Source organism: Paraburkholderia sp. UCT2 (assembly GCF_014397665.1).
GTDB classification, from domain to species: Bacteria; Pseudomonadota; Gammaproteobacteria; order Burkholderiales; family Burkholderiaceae; genus Paraburkholderia; species Paraburkholderia tuberum.
On sequence record NZ_VZQO01000033.1, the window covers coordinates 48,558 to 70,052 of the forward strand.

The 21,495-nt window shown below is 64.0% G+C and carries 17 protein-coding genes and 3 pseudogenes; 8 read left to right on the forward strand and 12 right to left on the reverse strand.

The annotated features are described in order from the left end of the window. Nucleotides 1-79: 79 nt before the first annotated feature. Both F6X39_RS24555 and F6X39_RS24560 read right to left on the reverse strand, forming a co-directional pair. On the reverse strand, nt 80-2,263 hold the full coding sequence (locus F6X39_RS24555) for a hypothetical protein (protein ID WP_187618477.1): 2,184 nt from the start codon (nt 2,261-2,263) through the stop codon (nt 80-82). Nucleotides 2,264-2,525: 262 nt separating this feature from the next. Then, entirely contained in the window at nt 2,526-3,428 is a 903-nt protein-coding gene (locus tag F6X39_RS24560; RefSeq protein WP_184050630.1) for a DMT family transporter, read from the reverse strand. A gap of 235 nt (nt 3,429-3,663) precedes the next feature. On the opposite strand from F6X39_RS24560, the gene F6X39_RS24565 reads away from it, so the two are divergent. Beyond that, the gene (locus F6X39_RS24565; RefSeq protein ID WP_090808206.1) at nt 3,664-4,539 is read left to right on the forward strand and encodes a helix-turn-helix domain-containing protein; all 876 of its coding nucleotides are present in this window, start codon (nt 3,664-3,666) and stop codon (nt 4,537-4,539) included. 38 nt (nt 4,540-4,577) lie between these two features. Here F6X39_RS24565 and F6X39_RS24570 read toward each other — a convergent pair whose 3' ends face one another. From F6X39_RS24570 to F6X39_RS24585, 4 genes are all read right to left on the reverse strand, one after another. Continuing rightward, nucleotides 4,578-7,610: an FAD-binding and (Fe-S)-binding domain-containing protein gene (locus F6X39_RS24570; RefSeq protein WP_187618478.1), complete on the reverse strand. Its 3,033-nt coding sequence runs from the start codon at nt 7,608-7,610 to the stop codon at nt 4,578-4,580. A 47-nt stretch (nt 7,611-7,657) separates the two neighbouring features. Next, nucleotides 7,658-8,407 (reverse strand): 2-keto-4-pentenoate hydratase, encoded by a 750-nt coding sequence (locus tag F6X39_RS24575; protein WP_187618479.1) that lies wholly within the window; start codon nt 8,405-8,407, stop codon nt 7,658-7,660. A gap of 3 nt (nt 8,408-8,410) precedes the next feature. Continuing rightward, a complete protein-coding gene (locus F6X39_RS24580; protein WP_187618480.1) occupies nt 8,411-9,697 on the reverse strand; it encodes an MFS transporter in 1,287 nt (428 codons plus the stop codon). A 154-nt stretch (nt 9,698-9,851) separates the two neighbouring features. Then, a complete protein-coding gene (locus tag F6X39_RS24585) occupies nt 9,852-11,072 on the reverse strand; it encodes a pyridoxal-phosphate-dependent aminotransferase family protein (protein ID WP_187618481.1) in 1,221 nt (406 codons plus the stop codon). Nucleotides 11,073-11,242: 170 nt separating this feature from the next. Between F6X39_RS24585 and F6X39_RS24590 the strand changes: the two genes are divergently transcribed. Continuing rightward, nucleotides 11,243-11,974: a GntR family transcriptional regulator gene (locus F6X39_RS24590; RefSeq protein ID WP_184037898.1), complete on the forward strand. Its 732-nt coding sequence runs from the start codon at nt 11,243-11,245 to the stop codon at nt 11,972-11,974. Nucleotides 11,975-12,367: 393 nt separating this feature from the next. Here the strand turns inward: F6X39_RS24590 and F6X39_RS24595 are convergent. From F6X39_RS24595 to F6X39_RS24615, 5 genes and pseudogenes are all read right to left on the reverse strand, one after another. Further along, a pseudogene (locus F6X39_RS24595) lies at nt 12,368-12,793 on the reverse strand (MFS transporter); the annotation flags it as partial. Next, nucleotides 12,786-13,688: pseudogene (locus tag F6X39_RS24600) on the reverse strand (LysR family transcriptional regulator); the annotation flags it as partial. The pseudogenes F6X39_RS24595 and F6X39_RS24600, both read right to left, overlap by 8 nt. Before the next feature lie 21 nt (nt 13,689-13,709). Further along, nucleotides 13,710-14,018, reverse strand: a complete 309-nt coding sequence (locus tag F6X39_RS24605) for a type II toxin-antitoxin system RelE/ParE family toxin (protein WP_187618482.1) — start codon at nt 14,016-14,018, stop codon at nt 13,710-13,712. Continuing rightward, on the reverse strand, nt 14,015-14,299 hold the full coding sequence (locus F6X39_RS24610) for a YlcI/YnfO family protein (protein ID WP_090808191.1): 285 nt from the start codon (nt 14,297-14,299) through the stop codon (nt 14,015-14,017). The genes F6X39_RS24605 and F6X39_RS24610 overlap by 4 nt, the downstream gene beginning before the upstream one ends. A 67-nt stretch (nt 14,300-14,366) precedes the next feature. Further along, a complete protein-coding gene (locus F6X39_RS24615; RefSeq protein ID WP_184057639.1) occupies nt 14,367-15,008 on the reverse strand; it encodes an HD domain-containing protein in 642 nt (213 codons plus the stop codon). Between the two features lie 263 nt (nt 15,009-15,271). Between F6X39_RS24615 and F6X39_RS24620 the strand changes: the two genes are divergently transcribed. Together F6X39_RS24620 and F6X39_RS24625 are read left to right on the forward strand one after the other, a co-directional pair. Then, nucleotides 15,272-16,234, forward strand: coding sequence for a GlxA family transcriptional regulator (locus F6X39_RS24620; RefSeq protein WP_187618483.1), 963 nt, complete (start codon nt 15,272-15,274; stop codon nt 16,232-16,234). A gap of 53 nt (nt 16,235-16,287) precedes the next feature. Continuing rightward, on the forward strand, nt 16,288-17,046 hold the full coding sequence (locus F6X39_RS24625; protein WP_184050648.1) for an SDR family oxidoreductase: 759 nt from the start codon (nt 16,288-16,290) through the stop codon (nt 17,044-17,046). 544 nt (nt 17,047-17,590) lie between these two features. On the opposite strand, the gene F6X39_RS24630 is transcribed toward F6X39_RS24625, so the two are convergent. Continuing rightward, nucleotides 17,591-17,866 (reverse strand): hypothetical protein, encoded by a 276-nt coding sequence (locus F6X39_RS24630; RefSeq protein ID WP_187618484.1) that lies wholly within the window; start codon nt 17,864-17,866, stop codon nt 17,591-17,593. Nucleotides 17,867-18,218: 352 nt separating this feature from the next. Here F6X39_RS24630 and F6X39_RS24635 point away from each other — a divergent pair, with 352 nt between their 5' ends. The 4 genes and pseudogenes from F6X39_RS24635 to F6X39_RS24645 form a co-directional block, all read left to right on the forward strand. Beyond that, nucleotides 18,219-18,599: a BON domain-containing protein gene (locus F6X39_RS24635; protein WP_187618485.1), complete on the forward strand. Its 381-nt coding sequence runs from the start codon at nt 18,219-18,221 to the stop codon at nt 18,597-18,599. Between the two features lie 709 nt (nt 18,600-19,308). Continuing rightward, complete coding sequence (locus tag F6X39_RS36975; RefSeq protein ID WP_018424053.1) at nt 19,309-19,443, forward strand: hypothetical protein; 135 nt, start codon at nt 19,309-19,311, stop codon at nt 19,441-19,443. 46 nt (nt 19,444-19,489) lie between these two features. After that, nucleotides 19,490-21,136 (forward strand): NRAMP family divalent metal transporter, encoded by a 1,647-nt coding sequence (locus tag F6X39_RS24640; RefSeq protein WP_187618486.1) that lies wholly within the window; start codon nt 19,490-19,492, stop codon nt 21,134-21,136. Nucleotides 21,137-21,305: 169 nt separating this feature from the next. After that, a pseudogene (locus tag F6X39_RS24645) lies at nt 21,306-21,492 on the forward strand (LuxR C-terminal-related transcriptional regulator); the annotation flags it as partial. Nucleotides 21,493-21,495 lie beyond the last annotated feature (3 nt).

Here is a 21,495-nt window from a genome sequence, read left to right on the forward strand (position 1 = left end):
CATTGAGTGCATCGGTAAAGTTGTTATATACCGATCGTGCGCCGCCGTCTATTCGTGTTCGGCGCGACAGCGATCCACGTCAAGGCGTCCAGCGATACATCAGCAGCTTCGCGCGCGCGTCGTCTTCGACGAGCACCACGTACTCGCCGTTATCGCGCTGCACCGCGCTGATGCCGAGATACACGTCGACCCAGCCGCTCGTGCCGCCGACGCTCGCGCCCGGCGTCATGTAACCGACCGCCGTGCCGTTGCGCGCGTCGTAGACGTCGATGCGATCGGTGTACAGCTCCGCAACGAAGATATAGTTGCCCGCCACCGCGACGCCGACCGTGGTGGTCTGCGGATCGCTTTGCGTGTTCCACGGCAGCGAGACCGTGTATGTCAGCGTCGGATTGCCGCTGCTCCAGTTGTCGTAGCGGGCCAGCACCGGACCCGCTTCCTTCCAGTGCGTCGGGTCCCACGGAATCGCACTCGTGAAACCGGACAGATACATCGTGTCGGTCGCTGCGACGTAGACGAGCCGCGCGAGCCGCGTGAATGGCGCGGGCATCGCGAACATCTTCGCACTCGCGTACGTGTAGATCGGATTGCCGGCGGAGTCGAGACCTTGCAGCGGCATCTCGCGCACGCCGCTCAATGGCGTGGCAAGCCACACGTTGCCGGGTTCGTCGACCCACCAGAAGCCGTCGCCGACCGTGCTGCCGGTCGACGGATTGCCGCTGATCTCGCTCGCGTCGACCGCGCCATTGCCATTGCTGTCGCGCCACAGCCATTCGCCGTACGTCGGTTGCGCGGCGGGCCATGCGCCGGGCAGCGGATTCTGCGCGAGCATCCCCGACGGTATCGCGATCTCGCCATGCGCGGCATCGAAGCGATAGATGTTCAGATAGTGCGCGCCCGGATCGAGCGTATAGAGAAAGCGCTGGCCATCGAATCTGCGCACCATCGGTTCGCCACGCACGCCGCGCGGCTCGTGAAAGGCGGGATCGTCCGGGTAATCGAAGCGATCGAGCGTGAACGCCGCATACGACCATTCACGGCCGACCGGCTGCCTGTAATCGAGCGTGAAGCGCTTCGAACCCGTGTAGATGGAAGCGGGTGTTGCCGGGTCGAACGCGCCGCTATCGACGAAGCTCAGACCGTAGAGCCGCCAGTTGAGCACGCGCGTGCCGTACACGTAGCTCTCCAGCACTGCGCCCTGCCCTACGGATGCCGAGCCCAGCGCGCGCGGTCCCTCGCCGTTTTGCGCGACGTACAGATTGCCGGCCGCGTCGACGCCGATGCCGGTGATGCCGTTGAAACGCGTACCGCCGGGCACGCCGCGCACCGGGTGGAAAATGCCGTTGCGCGTGCCGATCGACGTGCCCGCCTGCATCTGGCCGCCAGCGCCCTTGTTGAACACGAGGATCTGCTGCGAAACGCCGTTGTCGGCGACCAGCAGTTGGCCGGATGGCGTCACTGCGAGGTCGCTCGGCACGGTGCCGGCGGGCAGCGTCAATGGACCGGCGAGCGCGGTGCCGTCGGCGCGGTAGTGCAGGATGCTCAGATTGGCTGTGCCGAAGCCGCTGATGATCCACAGCGTCGAGTCGGTGTCGATCGCGATGCGGGCCGGCGACGCGACGCTCCACGAACGCAGCGGCTGCATGGACTGCGCGTCGTACACGGCGATCCGGTTGCCGTACGTGTCGGCCACGTAGAGCTCGCTGTCGGTTGCGGCGAGGCCGCGAATGCTCGCGTCGGTGCCGGTCTTCACCGTATCGACCGCGACGAAACTGTTCTTCGTCGCATTCGCGCTATTGCCGATGCCGCCGGAAAACGGTGCGCCGGTCGCGAGATTCGCAAGCGTGCGTCGCGTGATGCCGTACCAGGTCTGATTGGCCGGCGGATAGTCGGCGCCGACCAGCGCATTGTTCTCGTTGCCGATCGACATCGCCGCATAGAGGTACGTCTGGTTGACGGCCACCGCGTCGCCGCCGGCCGCGCCCCAGCCATGCGTCGAACCGGCAACCGCGAGCTTGTCGCCCGCGCGATAGGCGGCGATTTCACTGCCGCTTTCGTCCCACGGCGCATTCGTATAAACGGTGCCATTGGCGCCGACGCTAATGGCCTGAATATCCTGCTGCATCCATTTGCCGTCGCCGAATCCGAAACTATTACCGATCCATGAGGTCGTGTAATTCAATTGGGATTGCGCGGAAACATTCGGCGAGATCAGGCTGTGGATTAACACCACGGCCAAGCCAAGGCGGGAGAAAGGCTTCACGGCAGTCGGTCCTTGCGAGGCGCGAGACGCGCACATCAGATTTGGCGTTTTATTCTCTCATATAAAAATAGTAAATTTATTGATGAAAAAATGATTATTGAATGCCGATTCATCCAATTCATTCGATTTGCATCGAATCATGTTTCCGGCACAATCTTTCCGTCACGAAACCGGTGAAAACCGGTTCCCGTAAAGACTCACCGATCAGAGATTCAGTCGCTTTTTCTGCTCCTGTAAATCCTCACCTTGAGCGAGACGCTCATCATGTCCGCGCCGCCCGGCGACGCTCGAAAATCCGCCGCGTCAGATCGAACGCCACCAGATTGCCGGCCACCACGAGCATTAGACCGACCACCGCGAGCGCTGACCACCGATAGCCCTCGAACAGCGTCGATGCCACGAGCGCGACGATCGGAAACAGCACCGTGCAATAGGCGGCCCGCTCCGGGCCCATACGGCCGACGAGCATCAAGTACGCCGTAAAGCCGATCACCGAGCCGAACACCACGAGATACGCGAGCGCACCGAGATAGCGCGCCGACGGTTCCACCGCGAACGAATAGCCGGCGAACAGACTACCGAGCGTCAGGACGGCAGCACCGATCAGCATCGCCCAGCTGTTGGTCGCGAACGGATGCAGGCCCATCGACTGCATGCGGCTCGACAGCAGGTTGCCGGCCGAGAAGCACAGCGTGCCGAGAAACGCGACGCCGAGCCCGAGCCATGCGGTGTGATCGCCGAGATGCCCGGCCATCTGCTGCACGAACAGACAGACGATGCCGACGAGCCCGAGCAACGCACCCGCAATCGCGCTCGGCTGCAGAGGCCGGCCCATGAACAGCCGCCCGTTGATCGAGTTCAGCAGCGGCGCGGTCGAGAACACCACCGCGACGAGCCCGCTCGGCACGAGCTGTTCGGCGTAGTAGAAGCACAGGAAATTCAGGCAGAACAGCGCGAGACCCTGCGCGGCGAGGTAGCGCCAGGCGTCGCGCGGCGGCCAGATCGGGCGGCGCATGATGCGCGCCAGTGCGAACATCAGCAGCGCGGCGATCCAGAATCGCCACGCAATCGATACCGGTGGCGGCACCGCGCCGAGTTGCCATTTGATTGCGATCCACGTGGTGCCCCAGATCAGCACGGTGATGGCATAAAGGAGGAGATTCATGGTCGGGCCTCAGACTGCAATGACGGACTGCGATGACGCGCAGCATGGAAGAAAGCCCGACTATGGAACCGCGCCGCCGCCCGCAATTGTCCAAAATTGCGCACTTTTTCGCGCCGATGCGCAGGCTGACGGGACGCGCCGTATACTGGCCGCTCAACCACCACCGTACACCGGAAAACCTCCGCGCGCCGCCGTGAACCCCACCCCGTCCGTCCCCGTGATATCCACCGCCGGCATGCCTTTTGGCCTGCAGTCGGTCTGTCACACGCTGGCCAGTGCGAACGCGCATCTGGACCGCTTCGCGTGGCTCGGCGACGGACTCGCGATCGCGCTATGGACTCGCGACACGAAGGAGGACGAGACCGTCTACGAACGGCCCGGCCATCACACGCTGTCGTGCTATCTGGACGGCGGCTATCGCACCGAGCGCCAGAAAATGCCGGGCCACTACGGCGCGCCGTCGCGGCTGTGCGCACTGCCCGGCGATCACGAATCGCGCTGGTGGGTGCGCGGCCACATGCACTTCATGCATCTGTACTTCCTGCCCGAGCACTTCACGCGACGCGCGGTGCAGGAGCTCGACCGCGAACCGCGCGAACTGACGCTCGCCGATCGCACCTATTTCGAGGACCCGCGCATTGCGAGTCTGTGTCAGTCGCTCGTCAACGAGGAGTGGGAAAGTCCCGACGGTCTGCTGCGCACCAACGAGACCGCGCACGAAGTGCTGAGCCTGCTATTGCGCGGCCAAGGCGTACGGCGCGCGAACGTGGCGCTGAAAGGCGGGCTGTCGGCCGCGACGCGGCGCCGCCTGCGCGACTATATCGACATTCATCTTGCGCAGCCGTTGACGCTCGGGGAGTTGTCGGGTGTCGCGGCGCTGTCGGAGTTTCATCTTGCGCGAATGTTTCGCGAGTCGTTCGGGTTGCCGCCCGCCGCCTGGATCGCGCGGCAGCGGCTCGATCGCGCGCGCACGCTGCTGCGCACGACGACGTTGCCGCTCGCGCAGATCGCCGGGCAGTGTGGCTATGCAAACGCGAGTCACTTTAGTCACCGGTTTCGCGAGGCTGTCGGGGTGACGCCGAGTGGGTTCCGGCAGGCTATCGGTGTTTGAGATTCGCGTTTGAGTTTCGCTTTGCGGTTAGCTCCGTGTCATCGCAGCGCCATCGCCAGCACGCGCGCGACGTGGATCGCGTCGACGCCCGCGCCGTCGTGAATCTGATGCCGGCAGCTAGTGCCGTCGGCGACCATCAGCGTGGCCGCGTCCAGCTTGCGCACCGCGGGTAGCAGCGACAGCTCGGCCATCGCCTGCGAGCTCGCGTAGTGCTCCGCTTCATAGCCGAAGCTGCCGGCCATGCCGCAGCACGACGATTCGACCGTCGATACCTTCAATTCGGGAATCCACTTCAGCACGGTCTGCACCGGCGTGAATGCGTCGAACGCCTTCTGATGGCAGTGGCCGTGCACGAGTGCCTGCTGCATCGGCAGCGGCTTCAATTCGAGCTGCAATCGGCCGGCCTTTTCTTCGCGCACGAGGAATTCCTCGAATAGAAACGCGTGCTGCGCGAGGCGCTGCGCCTCTTCGCCGAAGCCGTACTGCAGGAATTCATCGCGCAACGACAGCAGACACGATGGCTCCAACCCCACCACCGGCACGCCACGTTCGACAAACGGCCTGAACAGCTCGAGCATGCGCCGCGCTTCCTCTTTCGCTTCGCCGACGAGACCCGCCGCGAGAAACGTGCGGCCGCAACACACGGGACGCTCTCCCGGGCGTGCATTGAAGTGGACCGTGTAGCCCGCCGCTTCGAGCACCTGTTGCGCGGCGCGCGCGTTGTCGGGCTCGAGGTGATTGTTGAAGGTATCGACGAACAGCAGGACTTCTTTCAGCGCGCACGCCTGCGCAGCGTTGCGTGCAGGCTTCGCGGACACCGCATCGGCCAGAAACGCCTTCTTGAACCGCGGCAAACTCCGCTCGGTCGCGAAGCCGACCGAGCGCTTGAACCACGTCGACAGCACCGGCACGTTGTCCGCGAGCGCCAGCAGCCTCGGCATGCGGCTCGCCGCGCCCGCATAGCGCGGCATGAACGCGACGAGCCTGTCGCGCAGCCGCACCCCATGCGTCTTGACACGCGCCGCCCGCGCCTCGATCTTGAACTTCGCCATATCGACGCCGGTCGGGCAATCGCGCTTGCAGCCCTTGCACGATACGCACAGGTCGAGCGTTTCCTTCACGTCATCGCTCGCGAGCCCGCTTTCGCCGAGCTGCCCCGAAATCGCGAGCCGCAACGTGTTGGCCCGCCCGCGCGTCAAATGTTGCTCGTCCTTCGTCACGCGATAGCTGGGGCACATCGTGCCCGCGTCGAACTTGCGACAGTGGCCGTTGTTGTTGCACATCTCGACCGCTTTCGCGAGGCCGCCGCTCAGATCGTCGCCGCTGCCGGGCGCGCTTTCTTCTCCCGTCAGCGGGTCACGCTTCACGTTCCACGTCGACCAGTCGAGCGCCGTTTCGATGCGCTGTTCGCGATAGCCCGGCGCAAAGCGGAAATTGCGCGCGTCGTCCATCTTCGGCGGACGTACGATCCTGTCGGGATTGAAGCGGTTGTCCGGATCGAACAGCGCCTTGATCTCGCTGAACGCCTGGTTGAGCCGCGGCCCGTATTGCCATGCGACCCATTCGCCACGGCATAGCCCATCGCCATGCTCGCCGGAATACGCGCCCTTGTACTCACGCACGAGCGCGGCCGCTTCCTCGGCGATCGCGCGCATCTTCGTCGCGCCGTCGCGACGCATGTCGAGAATCGGCCGCACGTGCAGCGTACCGACGCTCGCATGCGCGTACCACGTGCCTTCGGTGCCGTGGCGATGAAACACGTCGGTCAGCCGGCTCGTGTAGTCGGCCAGATGTTCGAGCGGCACCGCGCAATCTTCGATGAAAGACACCGGCTTGCCGTCGCCCTTCATGCTCATCATGATGTTGAGACCCGCCTTGCGCACTTCCCACAGCGCTTTTTGCGCATTTGCGTCCGGCATCTCGACGACCGCATCGGGCAGGCCCAACTCGCCCATCAACTCCGTGAGCTGCTTCAGCGACGCGAGCTGCGCGTCGCGATCCTCGCCCGCGAATTCGACGAGCAGAATCGCCTGCGGCTTGCCGACCAGCGCCTTCTCGATCACCGGACGAAACGCGGGATTGCTCAACGCGAGATCGATCATCGTGCGATCGACGAGTTCGACAGCGACCGGCTTCAGCTTGACGATGTGCTGCGTGAGCGCCATCGACTGCCGGAAGGTCGGAAAGTTGACCACGCCAAGCGCCTTGTGCGCGGGCAGCGGCGCGAGCTTCAACGTGATCTGCCGGCTGAATGCGAGCGTGCCTTCCGAGCCGACCAGCAGATGCGCGAGGTTCGCGCTGCCGTCATCGGTATAGGCGCGCGGATTCTGGCAATCGAACAGATCGATGTTGTAGCCCGCGACGCGGCGCAGCACCTTCGGCACGCGCGCGATGATTTCGTCACGCTCGCGCTGCGCGATTCGCGTGACGCCCGCGACGATCTGCTGCAAGCGCTCACCTTGCGGCGGCTCGCGCAGCGACGCGAAGCGCGCTTCGCTGCCGTCGGCGAGAATCGCGTCGATCGCGTCGACGTTGTGCACCATGTTGCCGTACTCGATCGAGCGCGAGCCGCACGAGTTATTGCCGGCCATGCCGCCGATCGTGCACTGGGCAGCCGTCGATACATCGACCGGGAACCACAGTCCATGCGGCTTCAGCCACGCGTTCAGATGATCGAGCACGACGCCGGGCTCGACCGTCACGGTGCGCGCGTCGGCATCGAACGCGACGATGTTGTTGAGCCACTTGCTCGTATCGACCACCAGCGCTTCGCCGACCGTCTGCCCACACTGGCTCGTGCCCGCGCCGCGCGCGAGCAGCGGTACTTTCTCGCTGCGCGCGATCTCGAGCGCGATGCGCAGGTCGTCCTGATCGCGCGGCACCACGACGCCGACCGGCGTGATCTGATAGATCGACGCATCGGTCGCGTAGCGGCCGCGGCTGGCGAGATCGAACAGCACGTCGCCGCGCAGCGCTTTGCGCAGATGCTGCGCGAGCGGACTCGTTGCGCGCGCGGCGGAGGGGACCAGATGGATCGGCTTGACGAGCAAGCCCGCAGTGGGATTCGTCATTTCGTCGGCCTGTGAGGAGCGCGCCTGAACCGCGCAGCTCGAATTACCTAGTACAGCGTCAGATGCACCGGCGCGAGTCCTTCGATATGCCCGTCCACGGTGCCCGCCTCGCGCGGAAAGAACATGCCGGTGTACGAACCGGCGGTGATCACCATCTCCGGCGTCACCGCAATGCCGCGCGAACTCGCGTGATTGACGAGCCACGTCAACAGCCGCCGCGGATCGCCGGCCGGATTCGCGGGCGTCGTTTCGACGACATTGCCTCCGTTGAACGCGAAACGCAGCGACGGCGCGACGAACGGAAAATCCTCGCGATACCGTGTGAATTCACCGACGATCAGCGCGCCGTGATTTTGCAGGTCCGCGAGCTGCGCGAGTTTGTCGATGGCGGGCCACGCGGCATGGCGGCTCGCGACGATCTCGATGGTCGCGCCGATCGAGCCGATGCCCGCGAGCACTTCGTCCTCGCGGTACGGTTTCGTGGACGGCTCGAAACGCCGGCCGAAACGGAACGCGACTTCGAGTTCGAGCCCGAGCGGCGCGAAGCCTTCGCGCGACAGACGCGCGCCGTCGGCGTGCAGATCGGTGTCGGGCAATGGCGCGCCTTGAATCGGTCCGCTCGCCGATTTCGCGCCGATCTTCCAGCCGCCGATTCGCGCGCCGCATGCGCTCAAGATTTCGTGCTGGATTGCGTAGGCCGCGTCGGCATCGGAAGGAAGCAGCTCCGGCGGCAACGTATCGAGCACCGTGCGATTTCGACGCGCATCGGCAAGCAGTTGACTCAATGATGAAGTCATGTTTTACACGCCCATCCGGGTGGAAACGTGCGCCTTCTCCGACGCGCCAACTTCGAAGCGGCTCTCGGGCTGCATGCGGAACGCGAGCACGACGCCGATGCCCATCAGCAACATGCTGCCCACGAACGGCAGATCCCAGTTGCCAAAGCGGTCGATCAGAAAGCCGCCCATCACCGGCGAGATGATCGCGGCGAGCGCCGAGCCCGTGTTCATCATGCCGCTCGCGGTGCCGGAGAAGTCCGGCGCGATATCCATCGGGATCGCCCACATCGGGCCGATCGTCATCTCGGCGAAGAAGAAGCCCGACGCGAGACAGGCAATCGACAGCGTCAGGTCATGCGTGAACATCAGAGGAATCAGCGACAGCAGGCAGAACAGCATGCACACCGACACCATCCAGCTGCGCGCGCGTTTGAGGCTGCCGGTGCGCTTGAAGATCGCATCGGTGACGATGCCGCCGAGCGTGTCGCCGATCACGCCCGCGAAGAACACGACCGACGCGAAGATCGCCGACTTCTTCAATTGCAGATTGTGGTTATGCAGGAAGTACAGCGGAATCCAGCTCAGGAACAGCCACAGCGTCCAGCCGTAGCAGAAGTAGACGATCGTGACCGGCGTCATGCGGCGAAACAGCTTGCCCCACGGCAGGCCGGAGACTTTCGGCTTCGGCGTGGGCAGCACCGCGAGTTCCTCGGGCGTGATGCGTGGATGATCTTTCGGATGCTCGGTGAATGTGAGCGCCCACATGACCACCCACACCAGACTCAGCGCGCCGCAGATAAAGAACGATTCGCGCCAGCCCCAGTTGGTCATCACGATCACGATGAGCGCCGGCGCGACCGCGTTGCCGACTCGCGACGCCGCGTGCGTGATGCCCTGCGCAAAGCCGCGCTTTTCCTTCGCGACCCAGCGCGACATCGCCGAAGTTGCAGCCGGGAACGTCGCGCCTTCACCGAAACCGAGCACGAGCCGCGCGGCGAGCAACGAAGCGAGCCCGCCCGCGAAGCCTGTGAACACCGTCGCGAGACCCCAGATGGCGCCGCAGAACAGCAGCGTGCGTCGCGCGCCGAAGCGATCGCTTACCCAACCGCCGATCACCTGAAACAGCAGATACGGATACGCGAAGGCCGAGAACACGAGCCCGACCTGCGTATGCGTGAGATTGAATTCCTTGCCAAAACCCGCCGCCGCGGTGCTGACGTTTACGCGATCGAGGTACGTGATGAAGTACATGATGCAGAGCATCACTAGAACGATACTGGTCGCACTGGTCAAACGAAACCGCTTCATCGTCTCTCTCCATGGCATGTGTCGACGGCGCGTCTGAAGTGGCGCGCTGCGTCGTCGCCCGTCGGCCGCGAGAGCCGCTATGGACGCATTGCATGTTGTTCTGGCCGCGTTCTGCGCGCGGCTCGATGAGGGAAGCGCTCCCTGCGCCCGACAATCAGGCCGCGGCCTTCAACCCCGGCGTCTTCGGTGCCTGGCTCAGCCACTCCATCGCGGCCGGCATGCCGCTTTCCTTGAGCGGCATGCCAGCAAGCCGCAGACCCATTTCGCAGCCAGCCAATGTCGCGAGCAGCATCAGATCGTTGCAATCGCCAAGATGGCCGATGCGGAACATGCGGCCTTTCATCTTGCCGAGGCCCGTGCCGAGCGACATGTCGAAGCGTTCGTAGATCAGCTTGCGCACCGCGTCGGCATCGACACCGTCGGGCGTCATCACGCCCGTCAGCACCGGGCTATAGACGGCGGGATCGGCGCACTGGATTTCGAGCCCCCACGCGCGCACCGCGCGGCGCGTCGCTTCGGCGAGCCGCTCGTGGCGCGCGAACACGTTGTCGAGCCCTTCGCCGAGAATCATTTCGATCGCTTCATGCAGCCCGTACAGCAGGTTCGTGTTCGGCGTGTACGGCCAGTAGCCGGATTTGTTCATCTCGACGATTTCCGCCCAGTCCCAGAAGCTGCGCGGCAGCTTCGCGTGCTGGCTGGCGGCCATCGCCTTCGGCGAGATCGCGTTGAAGCTGATGCCCGGCGGCAGCATCAAGCCCTTTTGCGAGCCCGACACGGTCACGTCGACACCCCATTCGTCATGACGATAATCAGCGCACGCGAGACCGGAGATCGTGTCGACGAGCAGCAGCGCCGGATGGCCCGCGGCGTCGATCGCGCGACGCACGGCGGCGATGTCGGACGTGACGCCGGTCGAGGTTTCGTTGTGCACGACGCAGACCGCCTTGATCGCATGCTGCGTGTCGGCGCGCAGACGCTCTTCGATCATCTGCGGCTGCACGCCGCGCCGCCAGCCTTCGATGCCTGGCAGCCCCAGAAATTCGGGCTTCAGGCCAAGCTGCACGGCCATTTTTTTCCACAACGTCGCGAAGTGGCCGGTCTCGAACATCAGCACGTGATCGCCGGGGCTCAGCGTATTCGACAATGCGGCTTCCCATGCGCCCGTGCCGGACGCCGGATAGATGACGACCGGCTGCTGCGTCTTGAAAATCTTCTTGATGCCGTCGAGCACCTTGAGACCCAGCTCGCCGAATTCGGGTCCGCGATGGTCGATGGTCGGATAGCTCATCGCGCGAAGGATGCGATCCGGCACCGGACTCGGCCCCGGAATCTGCAGGAAGTGACGGCCAGCGGGATGAAAATCTAGCTTTAGCATCGAACTCCTCCAATTGAATTTTGCATGCAAAAAACTATATCAGACGAACCGTGATGCCCCCAAGACGAAAATTGGCCTCTAAGGCCCGTGTTTACCCGCGTGTGCGCATGGATTAACTAATCGATATGGTTCCGATAAAATCCAATTAATGTGAAGCTGAGGATTTTTGTATGCAAAATTCGGATCTCGACGCGGGTCTGACCGCTGCCCCGCTGATGCCGAAGGTCGAGCGTCAGCGCCTGCACGACACGGTGGTGGAGCACATTCGCCGCTTTATCGTCGAGGGAGCGCTGGAGCCCGGCAAGAAACTGAACGAGCGGGAGTTGTGCGAAACGCTCGGCATTTCGCGCACGCCGCTGCGCGAGGCGCTGAAGGTGCTGGCTGCCGAAGGTCTGATCGAGATTTCGCCGAACCGGGGCGCGTCGGTATCGAAGATGTCGGAAGCGGAGGTGCGTGAGACCTTCGAGCTAATGAGCGGCCTCGAAGCGTTTTCCGGCGAACTCGCGGCCGAGCGCATAACGGCGGCCGAACTCGCAGAGATCAAGGCGCTGCATTACGCGATGCTGGCGTGCCGCGCGCAGAACGATCTGCCGGGCTACTACAGTCGCAACCAGGCGATCCACGACAAGATCAACGAAGCGGCGAGAAATTCGGCGCTGCGGCAGACGTATGTGTCGGTCAACCGGCGGCTGCAGGCGCTGCGCTTTCGCTCGAACTATCAGACGCCGAAGTGGGACCGCGCGATTCACGATCACGATGAAATGCTGAAGGCGCTCGAGGCTCGCGACGGCAAGAAGCTCAGCGCGATTTTGCGGCAGCATCTGCTCGATAAGCGGGATGCGGTTTTGCAGGTGCAGGTGCAGGAAGAGGTGGTCGCTTCGGCCTCCGGGTTGAAGGCGTGATGCGAACAACTAATGCCGAATCCCGCTCCTCGCCACTCCGTCGGCAACAAAACTTGTCCACCTAAATTGTTGGCAAGCCTGTGGACAACCTTCGCACAGCGAGCTTAAGTGCTTGAAGCATGAGAACTATCCGCGCGCGGTGCACGCGTAGGCAGTGAGCGTCGCTATGGAGTCCGTGATACTGGCGAGTGGGCTTCGCAACGATGCCGTTTCACTCGCGCCGACCTCGAAGTCCAGTTGTCCACATAATTTGGGAACAAGCTTGTGGACAACCTGCGCACAGGCCTGCCAAGTGTTTGATACGGCAGGCCTATCGTGCGCGGATGCGGGAGCGGGCAGCGGCGCGGCACCTCACGCGATGCAAGCCAACGGCCGCGCCCTCCACCCTCGATTTCACTGCGTCGTTTCACGACTGCGCAACGACTCCGGCAACCCATACAGCACGATCAGCGCGCACACCACGCTCATCGCGCCGATCACATACAGCGCCGGCGTCGTGCTGCCGGTCAGATCCTTCACACGTCCGACCATCACCGGGCTCACGATCCCGCCGAGTTGCCCGAGCGTGTTGATCAACGCGATACCGCCCGCGGTGCCCGCGCCCGTCAGCAGCTTTGGCGGCAGCGCCCAGAATGCCGGGATCGACGCGACCACGCCCGCGCCCATCACGGCAAGCGCGACCACCAGCAAGGTGGTCTGCTTGTCGAAGAATCCCGCGGCGAAGAAGCCGAGCGCCGACATCAACAGCAGCCCGAACACGAACTTGCGCCGCTCGCCGCTGGCGTCCGACAGACGCCCGACCACCACCATGCACCGTGCGCAGATGATCGAACAGCAGCCGGCTCACCGGCGATAACGCATCGACGTCGCGCGCGACGAGCACGAGGCTGCGCTCGGCCCAATCGTCGTCGAGCGGCATGCCGACGAGGCCGAGCGGGCGGCCCATCAGTTGATACACCTTTTGCGGCAGCACGCCGACGCCCATGCCAGCCTGCACCATCCGGCACACCGCATCGAAGCCCGGCACGTGGATGCGCAGGCGCAGCGGCTTGCCGGCCTGGCGCGCCGCGAGGTGGGTGCGCGCGTTGATCGAGCTCGCCGAATGCAGGCCGACGTGATCGCCATCGAGCGTTTCGGCGAACGCGATGCTCGTGCGTGCCGCGAGCGGATGATCGTCGCGCATCACGATCACGAGCGAATCGCGTCGGTAGTGCTCGACGTGCAGCTCGCGCGTATCGGCGTCGCCGGAACAGATGCCGAGATCGGCGAGGCTTTCGTCGATGGCTTTGACGACGCCGCCGCTCGGCCGCTCCTCGAGATCGACCTTCACGCGCTCGTGCAACGACTGGAACGCGCGCAGATCTTCAGGCAGAAATTCGACGATCACCGACAGGTTCGCCATCATCCGCACATAGCCGAGCACGCCGCTAGCATGACCGGCCAGTTCGATGCCGATGCTCTCGATGTCGCGCAGCACCCGGCGCGCGTGATGCAACAGCGTTTCGCCGGCCGGCGTCAGCGTCATGCCGCGCGCGTTGCGCTGGAATAGCGACGCGCCGACCGCCTGTTCGAGTTCGACCAGCCGCTTGCTGGCGGCCGACACGGCGATCGCCTCGCGCTCGGCGGCACGCGTGAGCGTACCTTCTTCGAAGACGGCGAGAAAGAGCTGCAGCGTGGTGAGGTCGAGCTTGCGGAGAAGGTTTTTGATGACCATGGCGCGGCGACGAAAGTTCGGTCAGTGATAATCATCCTCTAGCTGATGGCGCACCGCCAGCACGGTCACGGTTTGGTTGTCGTCGATCTCGAACAGCGCGACGTAGCCCGCGCGACCGAATGGGATCAGCAGCTCGCGCAAAAACGGCGTATCGCGCTGAACCTTTCGGCAAGTGAACGGCGATGTGCGCGGCGTGGCGATACCATCGCGGATGGCTTGCAACGCGCGTTCGGCGACCGGGAAATCCCCGTCGTCCCGCTCGATGATGAAATCGTACAGTCTCTGCAGGTCGGCCGCCGCTGCGCGTGTGAAACGAACCTGATACGTCATCGGTGCTTCTTCGCGCGGGCCTTCGTTTTTGCTTCGCGGAGCCGCGTTTCGAGACCGGCGAGCACGTCGTCGGCCGATACGTAGTCGCCGCTTTGCTTCGCTTCAGCACGCGACTCGAGCCCTCGCACGACGAATTCACGCACATTCAGGCGCCGCGCGATGTTGTCGCGGATCGCCTGCTCGACGAAACTGGACAGGCTTTCGCCGTCCTGCAGCACGTCCTCTGCCGCGGCCCGCAGCTCGGGCTTGACCCGAACCGACGGGAAAGTAGCGCTTTTCATCGTTCTCTCCATGCATCGCATTAGCGATGCATTATCGCGCTACCTCATTTCTGCCGCAAGCAGCCCTTCACGACTTCCACGCCGAACCCAGAATCATCGTGCAGAAATTCTCGCGATGATAATGCGGGTCTTTCAGCGCGAGCACGTCGGCCTTCACGTTGCCGAACGTCGTGTGCGGCTTGTGTATCGTGCCGTGCGCGAACGCATCGATGATACCTTCCTTGAAGTGCGCGCCGCGCGGATGCGCATGCGTGACTTCCTCCCGTTGCTGTTCGCTGAATTCGTCGTAGGCGAGGCCGAGCACGTCCATTTCGACACCCGCCGTGACGAGCGCGATCACCGGCTTCATATGCTGCGGAATGCCTGGTGTCGTGTGCAGCGCGATCGCGGTCCACACCTGCTCGATCTGGTCCTCGCCGATTCGATGCCGCCGCAGAAATTCACGCGCGGCATTCGCGCCGTCGACTTCGAAGCGCTCCTGCTCGCTGCTGTATGGCGCGACGAGGCCCATGTCGTGAAACATCGCGCCGATGTACAGCAGTTCGGGGTCGAACTTCAGCTGCTTGCGTTGCCCGGCCAGCGCGCCGAACAGAAACACGCGCCGCGAATGGTGATACAGCAACTCCGTTTCGGTGTCGCGCACGAGCTCGGTGGCTTCACGCGCCATCATGCTGTCGGGAATCTGGATACCTGCGATCGTCGTAGTCATGCGGCGTACTCCTTCATATGCGAACGTGAATGTGAAAGTAATCCACCGGACGCGCGCCGCGGCTTCAGAGCGCGTTTTGGTATGCTGGTCCGCGCCGTGATGTCAATGCCTGTCGCCTGCCTGTGAGACCGCGCGTCCGACCGATCCAGTATTGGCCAGCGCGGCGCCGCGAACAATTGCCGCGAGCCGTTGAACACTGCCAAACGCACAGCGTTGACTGCCGCGGCGTGCCCTTCACGTTCCCCATCAGAGGAAGTCATCCGATGCCCACCGTCGCGATCGCGATCTTCCCAGGAGTGCAGGCACTCGACGTCGCCGGTCCCGTCGACGTGTTCTCCGAAGCAAACCGCTTCGTCGCGCCCACGCGGCACTACGAGGTCAAGCTGCTGGCCGCGGACCCGGCGCCGCTGCGCGCGTCGAACGGGATGACGCTGGTGGCGGACGCGACCTTCGAGCAGTCGCGCGAACCGTTCGATCTCGCGCTCGTCGCCGGCGGCCCCGCGCTACCGCGCAACGAAGTGCCGGACGCGCGCCTGCTCGACTGGCTCGCCAACGTCGCGACACGTTGCGCCCGCTACGGCTCGATCTGCACCGGCGCTTTCGCGCTCGGTCACGCGGGCCTGCTCGATGGGCGCCACGTGACGACGCACTGGCAACACGCCGCGCAACTCGCCGCGCAGTTTCCGCGCGCGCGGGTCGACTTCGATCGCATCTATCTGCGCGACGGGCCGCTGGTCACCTCTGCGGGCGTGACGGCCGGCATCGATCTGTCGCTCGCGCTGGTGGCCGAGGATCACGGTCCGCATACCGCGCTCGCGGTCGCCAAGCGGCTCGTCGTGTTCGCGCAGCGGCAAGGCGGTCAGTCGCAATTCAGCCCCTATCTGACCGCGCCCGCCGACGACACCTCGCCCGCCGCGAAAGTGCAGGCGCACGTGATGGCGCGTATCCACGACAGCTTCACCGTCAAGCAGCTCGCCGACGTCGCGGGCATGAGCGCGCGTAACTTCGCGCGCGTGTTCGTGCAGGAAACCGGCGTGACGCCGCATGAATTCGTCGAACGCGCGCGCGTGGATGCCGCACGCAAGCTGCTCGAAAGCAGCGCCGCGGCGCTGAAGACGATCGCCTACGATTGCGGCTTCGGCACCGCCGACCGCATGCGCATCGTGTTTACGAAGCGGCTTGGCGTGACGCCGATGCGGTATCGCGAGCGCTTTCGCCCGGTGTGAATACGGCGTGAGAAAATCGTCGACTCTGCACGTCAACGATCACCAGGAACGACATGACCTCCTCTTCTCCGATTCGCGCGATCGTCACCGGCCATACGCGCGGCCTGGGCGCGGCGCTCGCCGAACAACTGCTCGCGCGCAACGTCACGGTGCTGGGTCTGTCGCGCTCGCGGCATGCCGCGCTGAAGGCGCGCTTTGCCGCGCGGCTCGAAGAGATCGAGCTGCCGCTGGCCGAGCCCGCACGCGTCGCGCAATGGATCGCCACCGACGCACTGAGCAACTTCGTGCGCGGCGCGCAAACGGTGCTGCTGATCAACAACGCGGGCATGATGCAGCCGATCGGGCCCATCGAAGGACAGGACGCCGCGAGCGTCGCGGACGCGGTGAGCCTGAACGTCGCGACGCCGCTGATGCTCGCGAGCGCGCTCGCCGCCGCGGCCGTCGACGCAACCGACCGCCGCATCGTGCACATTTCGAGCGGCGCGGCGCGCAACGCGTATCCGGGCTGGAGCATCTACTGCGCGACCAAGGCCGCGCTCGATCATCACGCGCGCGCGGTCGCGCTCGACGCGAATCGCGCGCTGCGCATCTGCAGCCTCGCGCCGGGTGTGATCGATACGGACATGCAGGCGCAAATTCGCGGTAGCGGCGAAGAGCAGTTCCCGATGCGCCAGCGCTTCGACGAGCTGAAGCGCAACGGCCAACTGTCGACGCCCGAGCAATGCGCGGCGCAGCTGATCGACTATGCGCTCAGCGATGCGTTCGGGCAGACGCCGGTCGCGGACATTCGCGAGATCGCGAAATCGGCCTGAACGGGCTATTGCTGCCGGGTATTTGCGCTCCCGAAAAGCCTCACCTCAAGCACGGAGCAGTGGCGGATCGGCGCCTGCTACCGTCGTCGTTTCTCCCGAAAAGCCTCACCTTTGAGGTGAAAAGAGGACTCGAGGAGGCATTTCAGCGAGCGCATTGCGGCGCTCACACACCGCTCCCGAAATCCCTCACCTTTGATCGAACGCAGCCGGATCGCTTCGCCGATGCCGGCCGCTTACGCGGCAGATCGCCTGGACATTCAACGACTTACGTTACACAGCCGCCGCACGGTCACCGCGACGGATGCCATGATTGGCGACTGCATGAAGCGCGTTTTGCACGTCGGCACGACGGGCCGTCGCCCGATACAGCATCGACGGCTCCCGAATATCCTCACCTATGGCTGACAGGCATAAATGCGCGCATTCCCGCGAGCCTCTTGCCGCGCGGTTCGTGCCGTTCTTGGCCCGGCCGGTTAGTTGCAAAAGAACCGCCCGCGCGCGACTCCCGAAAGTCCTCACCTTTGACGCGATGCACGCGCCACGTTCATTCGATCGGCACGTTCTTCAGCTCACGCACCGCTACGACGTTCTTCATCGCGTCGACGACCGCCGTTCTAACCTGCACGGGCAGATGGCCGCAAAATTCGTCGTCGTTCTGATCGTCCAATTGCGCGAGTTCGGGGACGAGCGCCTGTGCGGCATCGCTTAACGCGATCAGATGATTGCGACGGTCTTCGTCGACCGTCTCGGGTTCGAGCAGCGCCTTCGTCTCTTGTGCGCGCCGCCTTCGCCGGCTTCCGGCGAGACGGCCTGAACGCATGACGCCTCTGACGGAAACGTTGCATCGACGTGGGCGAACCTGACGAAAAGGAAGCAAGGTTGGGAATGCGATATTAGTTTCTCAGGAAACCATTCGCAATTTGTAGCGCCGTCCGGGCGACTCCCGAATTCCCTCACCTTCAATTTTGAAGTGCGCGTACAGGTGCGCATATTCTCACCTCGGCGGCTCCCGAATCTTCTCACCTATCAGTATCGGCGCGTGCGCCGCAGAATATAATCGGGGCCGACGGTCGATGACTCGTCGCGAGGCGGTAGTGCGTTGCGCCGCCTCTTCCCCGCTGGCAGCACGCGGCTCGAACGGCAGTTCCTGACAAACCGGCAAAGGAGGAAGAATGAAAACAAACGGCGCGAGCAGAATCCTCGGTGCAATGTTCGCGGTGGCCATCGCGACTTGCGCGACCTGTGCAAACGCACAGACGCGCGAGATGCCGAACGATGCGTCGATGCAAAGCCAGTCGGTCCCAGCGGCTTCGAACCGGAACAACAACCGGTCCGACAGCGCAATCGTCCGCGACGTCCGCCGCGCTTTCACGCGCACCACGAACCTCAATTCGGCGAACATCCGTGTCGAAGCGCGTCACGGCATCGTTACGCTGACCGGCACCGTGCCGCGGCAATCGCAAATCGCGCGAGCCGGCAACGCCGCGCGATCGGTTCGCGGCGTCAGAAGCGTGCATAACCGGCTGACCGAGCGACGGCGCGCCAATCAGTGAGCACGGCGTGGTGGCATCGGCCGGACGGATCGGTGCCGCCTGTTCGACCTTCCCCCCTATATCGGCCTCGACCCGCACGTCATTCAAAGTGCCCACCGTCGCGCGCCGCACATTTTTTCTGCTCTGCTTAAGAAACAGGTTGACCTCGGCGGAAGGCGAACCCTAGAATTCAAAAATCATCACCAATGGGGCTCATGCCTTGGACACCTGCAGTAGCCGACTTTCGAACAGATTCGCTGCCTGACCGGCAGGACGTCCGCGCTCTCTTCATCAGCCGCCGTCTTGCCAGTTGGCAGACGGTGCGCGCCGCAGTTTCTTCCCGTGCACCTAAAGTAACGTCGTATCCGCATGACAGGAACGCCGCGTTCCCGCGCCGATACGGCGTCGCATCGCGAGCCTTGCGCTTGCGGTCGCGTTTGCGCGCGCGTTGTCAGTCAACGCAAACAGTTCAACGCAATGCGCGCGAACGCGTGGATAAACACGTGCGTAGCGAACGTGCGTAGCGAACGCTTCAGACGCTCGAACGCAGTCCCCGCTACACCGACAAGGAGCCGCCATGCCCGACAGTGACAGTTATCCCTTATGCCGCTTCCCCGTTCTATCAACTGAGGAAAGCGAGTAGACCTCCACCGCCGCGCCCGGACATACGCGGCCTCCGTGTCTGCTGGCTTTCCACCAGCGCGTCGAAACCGGCGCACGGAGATCCCTCATGCAATTCGGCCTCCTTCTTTCGCAGTTCCCGCGTGTGCAGGAATCGCGCGCCCATTACGACGGCATGCTCGTGCTGCACGCACCGCATCCGTTCATCGCCTTCTGCCGTCGCGTGATGTCGCGCGTGGCATAGCGTTTCGCGATCCGACCTTCGACAAATACAACCAGGAGAGAACGACATGTCTACTCCGACGAACATTTCCTCCGCGCGCAGCGCCGTGCTCGATTCGGCACACGTCGGCGATATCAAGGGCGCGCTCGGCACGATCGCTCATCATGACATCGCGCCACGCACGAGCTGGTGGGCGCGCCTGCGCACGCTGCTCGCGATCCTCGGCCCCGGTCTGATCGTGATGGTCGGCGACAACGACGCGGGCGCATTCGGCATCTATACGCAGGCCGGCCAGAACTACGGCACCACCTTGCTGTGGACCATGCTGTTGCTGGTGCCGGTGCTCTTCGTCAATCAGGAGATGGTGTTGCGGCTCGGCGCGGTCACGGGCGTGGGCCACGCGCGGCTTATTTTCGAGCGCTTCGGCAAGTTCTGGGGCGCCTTCAGCGTCGTCGATCTGTTCCTGCTGAACGCGCTGACCATCGTGACGGAATTCATCGGCATCACGTTCGTGCTCGACTTCTTCGGCGTCTCGAAGATCGCGGGCGTATGTATCGCCGCGGCGCTGACGATGGCCGCCGTCAGCACCGGCGACTTCCGCCGCTTCGAGCGTTTCGCGGTCGCGCTGTGCGTGTTGAGCCTGCTGCTCGTGCCGGTGCTCGTGTCGATTCATCCGCCGGTCGGCCAGATCGCGCGCGACTTCTTCATTCCGAACTGGCCCGCGCACTCGAAGCTGTCCGACGTGATGCTGCTGGTAATCGGCATCGTCGGCACGACGGTTGCTCCGTGGCAGCTGTTCTTCCAGCAGAGCTATGTGGTCGACAAGCGCATCACGCCGCGCTTCATGAACTACGAAAAAGCCGACCTGTGGATCGGCATCGTGTTCGTACTGATCGGCGCGGTCGCGATGATCTCGTTCAGCGCGGCGCTGTTCGACGGACGGCCCGGGTTCGGCAACTTCACGGACGCGGGCGGTGTGATCGCCGGTCTCGAGAGATACGCGGGGCGTACCTCGGCCGTGCTGTTCGCGATCGCGCTGTTCGACGCGTGCGTGATCGGCGCGGCGGCTGTGTCGCTATCGACCGCCTATGCGATCGGCGACGTGTTCAAGATCCGCCATTCGCTGCACCGTAGCGTGTCGGATGCGAAGGGCTTCTACGTCGTGTACTTCGCGATCGTCGCGGCCGCCGCGGCATTGGTGCTGATTCCAGGCAGCCCGCTCGGTCTGTTGACAGAAGCGGTGCAGACGCTCGCCGGCGTACTGCTGCCGAGCGCGACCGTGTTCCTGCTGCTGCTGTGCAACGATCGCGCGGTGCTCGGTCCGTGGGCCAATTCGAAAAAGCTCAATCTGTTTACCGGCGCGGTGATCTGGGTGCTCGTGATGCTGTCGATCGTCCTGACCGCGTCGGTGATCTATCCGGACATCGCGGCGGAAACGATCATCGAAGTCCTGGCGGGCGGCACGTTGCTCGCGGTCGTCGGGTATGTGGCGAGCTTCGGGATGCGCAAGCTGCGCGGCGAGTCCGCGGCCGAGCCGGCTCCGGTCTATGCGAAGGACGCGCGCAACACGTGGCGCATGCCGCCGCTCGACGAACTGCCGCCGCCGCGTCTGACGCTCGCCAAACGCGTCTGGATGAGCGTGCTGCGCGGCTATCTGCTGCTCGCGATCGCGCTCGTGATCGTCAAGGTGGTGCAGATGGCGTTGCTGAAGTAGTGCGAATGGTGAGGAGTTCCAGGAGGTCCGGGCAATGGTGAGGTTTTACGGGAGCCATGTCGGGAGCGACAACGTAAGCGCTGCCGGAGCCTGAGCTGGCCGGCAGCGCTTCAAATGACTCATTGCCCCTTCCACGCGCGCGGCACCCGGTGGAAATTCCGGTCGAAGTAAAGTGCTGCACGGTTTGATCGAGGGGAAGCCGAGCAAGGTCATCGCGGCGGATCTGTCGATGAGTGTGAAAACCGTGGACGTGCATCGCGCGATGCATCAAGGAAAAGCTCGGCTCTTCGTCTACTCCGACCCTCGTGCGCGGCGTGCCCGAAGTATGGAGCCCGTCGGACGAGCGGCCGGAATGACCC